This is a genomic window from Mesorhizobium sp. M7A.F.Ca.US.006.04.2.1 (assembly GCF_004022915.1).
Lineage (GTDB): Bacteria > Pseudomonadota > Alphaproteobacteria > Rhizobiales > Rhizobiaceae > Mesorhizobium > Mesorhizobium ciceri.
Window position 1 is genome coordinate 1 of the sequence record NZ_RZQA01000783.1, and the last position, 3,050, is coordinate 3,050.

Genomic DNA, 3,050 nt, shown 5'->3' on the forward strand with positions numbered 1-3,050 from the left:
GACAGCGGCGGCGAGATGACGTTTTCCGCGAACGCATCGAGGTCGGTCAGCGGAACCGTGTCGCTGACCAGCGACATCAAAAGGATCGGCGCGTCGGCCGGATTGACCTTGCGATAGCGCGGCGGCGCCGTCATCTGCGACGGCAATGATTTCTGCGTGCGCGCGATCGCCGCCTGCACGTCGGCCGCCGCCGCGTCGATGTCGCGGTTGAGCACGAACTGGATGGCGATCGAGGTCTGGCCAAGCGAGTTGGTGGTCGAGATCGAATCGATGCCGGCGATGGTGGCGAACTGCTTGATCAGCGGCGTCGCCACCGATGTCGCCATGGTTTCCGGCGAGGCGCCGGGCAGCGAGGCCGAGACGTTGACCACCGGGAATTCGGCGCTGGGCAGTGCCGCCACCGGCAGGAACTTGTAGGCGAACAGCCCGCCCAGCACGAGGGCGAACGACATCAGAAGGGTGGCGACGGGCCGGCGTATGCAGAATTCGGAAATCATTGGGCGGCCTCGCCGACCCTGGTCGCCTCGGCCACCTTGGGCGCAGCGGCACCCGCCGTGGTCTTGCCTTCATGCACCGCGGCGCCGTCCTTCAGCCGTGTCTGGCCCTCGGTGACAACCTTCTCACCGCTTTTCAGCCCCTGGCTGATGGCGCTGTTGTCGCCTTCGGTCAGCGCCACGTGCACCGGCCGCATCTCGACCGTGTTGTCCGGCTTGACCACATAGACGAAAGGGCCCTTCTGGCTTGGCTGCACCGCGACAGTAGGAACCGATGTCATCTGCGGCATGATGCCGGCGTCGAGCACGACATTCACATACTGGCCGGGCCATAGCGAAAGGTCGGCATTGGGAATACTTGCCCGCGTCGCGATAGTGCCCGACGCGGTGTCGACGCTGGAGTCGACGAAATCGAGCGTGCCCTTGCCGATCGGCGTCGGGTCACCATCCTTGGTCAGTGTCACCGCGCCCTGCTGCGGATTGGCAAGCGCCTTGTGCAGCAGGGCGAGATTGCTTTCCGGCAGATTGAAGTTGACCTGCAGCGGGTCCATCTGGGTGATGGTCACCAGCGGGGTCGCCGTGCTGCTGTTGCCATTGCTGACGGTGACGAGATCGCCGACGGCGACGCTGACCGCACCCAGCCTGCCGGAAATCGGCGCCGTGATCGTGGCGAAGCCAAGCTGGACATTGTCGGCGTCGATTGTCGCCTTGTCGGCGTCAACGGTCGCAGCGGCAGCCTTCTGCGCGGCGACGGCCTGGTCGTAGGTCTGCTGCGTGCCGGCCTGCTTGGCAACCAGATCCTTGGCGCGCTGGAGATCGGAATTCGAACTGGCAAGCAGCGCCTGATCCTTGGCGAGCGCCGCTTGATCCTTTGCCAGCTGCGCCTTCAGCGCCCGGTCATCGAGCGAGAACAGAACGTCGCCGACCCTGACCATCTGCCCATCCTTGACGTCGATCGAGACGATCTGGCTGGACACCCGCGCGTTGATGTTGACGACGGCGGGAGACGAGACGAAGCCGATCGCATAACGCCGGATCGGGAAATCGGCTGTCGAGGCGACGGCCGAGAGGATGGAAGCCGAGCGGGCGGCACCGCCGCCACCTGCCACCTTGTCGCCCGCTGCCGGCTTGCCGGTTGCCGATTTGTCCGCGGCAGCGACCTGCTTTGCGCCGATGAGCTGCTGAGCCTTGCTCAGCGCGTCCGGAGACACATAGAGCCAGGCCGCGCCCGCACAGGCGACGGCAAGCAACGAAAGAACGACTTTTCCACGCATGGTCAAAGGCCCTCTCCACCCGACACGTCGTGGTCCGATGGTTCTACTCTAGCGCAAATCACGGCCCGTTGCCGCGATTTCGCCGAATAGATAGGACGCGCCTTTGTCGGAAAAGGGCCAAAACACGGCATTACGAAGATTTAATGTGCACTGCACAATGGATGTGCAACACGGGCTGAATCCCCATCCGACGGCTTGCGAGCCATCGCCTTCCGGCCTGAGACGACCAGAATGTGCGCGTCTCGACCTATTTGAGCATCGGCCAAAGCGTCGCCGCCAGCAGCACGCCCATGGCGATGTTGAACCATTTCAGCCGTACCGGGTCCGACAGGAAACCGCGCAGCGCGGTGCCGAACCCAGCCCACACCGAGACGCTCGGTAAATTAACGATGGTGAAGGCCACAGCGATCAACACCACCGACAGGAACGGGTGCTCGGCATTGGCATAGACGGCCATGGCGGTGATCGCCATCACCCACGCCTTGGGATTGACCCACTGGAATGCAGCCGCCTCGATGAAGCGCATCGGCCGCGCCTTCGTCTCGCCCTTGCCGGTCAGCGTGCGCGACATGGCGATCTTCCAGGCGAGGTACAAAAGATAGGCGCCGCCGGCGATCTTGAGCGCGGTATGCAGCGCCGGAAACGCCGTCAACACAGCGCCAAGGCCAAGACCGACGGCAAGCAGCAGCACGAGGAAACCCATGCTGATGCCAAGCATGTGCGGAACGGTTCTGACGATGCCGAAATTCACGCCCGATGCCAGAAGCATGAGATTGTTCGGCCCCGGCGTGATCGAAGTCACCAAGGCGTAGACAAGCAGGGCAAGGAAAGCGTCAAGCGACATGGATATCCTCCCCGACAAGTCAGGATCGTTGTCTTTTCTAGGCAACCCGCAAAGGCCCACGGACGGCCCACAGCGGGGCCAGAAGCCTCACTGTGGAAGCTGGCTGGCGCGCCCGGCGCCAGCACCGAAGGCCTACATCGCCTGCGGGCCGCGGTTCAACGCCGCCACGCCGGTGCGGCAGATTTCGACCAGGCCGAGCGGCTTCATGATGGCGATGAACTGATCGATCTTGGAGCCCTTGCCGGTGATCTCGAAGATGAAATGCTCGGTGTTGGCGTCGATGACGCTGGCGCGGAACGCATCGGCCAGCCGCAGCGCCTCGACCCGGGCCTCGCCGAGGCCGGCGACCTTGACCAGCGCCAGTTCGCGCTCCAGCGGCCGCTCCTGGCCGGATTCATGCGAGCGCACGGTCAGGTCGACGACGCGGTGCACCGGCAC

The 3,050-nt window shown here is 64.3% G+C and carries 4 protein-coding genes; all 4 read right to left on the minus strand.

Annotated features, from left to right (window positions below; all coding sequences use genetic code 11):
* Positions 1–497, minus strand: a 497-nt coding sequence (locus tag EN925_RS29935) for an efflux RND transporter permease subunit (protein ID WP_206632994.1), incomplete at its 3' end; no start/stop codon positions are given.
* A complete protein-coding gene (locus tag EN925_RS29940) occupies positions 494–1,768 on the minus strand; it encodes an efflux RND transporter periplasmic adaptor subunit (RefSeq protein WP_127385509.1) in 1,275 nt (424 codons plus the stop codon). The genes EN925_RS29935 and EN925_RS29940, both read right to left, overlap by 4 nt.
* Positions 1,769–2,015: 247 nt before the next feature.
* Positions 2,016–2,612 carry a LysE family translocator gene (locus EN925_RS29945; RefSeq protein ID WP_024501399.1) on the minus strand — a complete coding sequence of 199 codons (597 nt, stop codon included), beginning with the start codon at positions 2,610–2,612 and terminating at the stop codon, positions 2,016–2,018.
* Positions 2,613–2,744: 132 nt separating this feature from the next.
* A partial coding sequence (gene ilvN, locus EN925_RS29950; protein ID WP_128337139.1) for an acetolactate synthase small subunit occupies positions 2,745–3,050 on the minus strand: 306 nt, incomplete at its 5' end.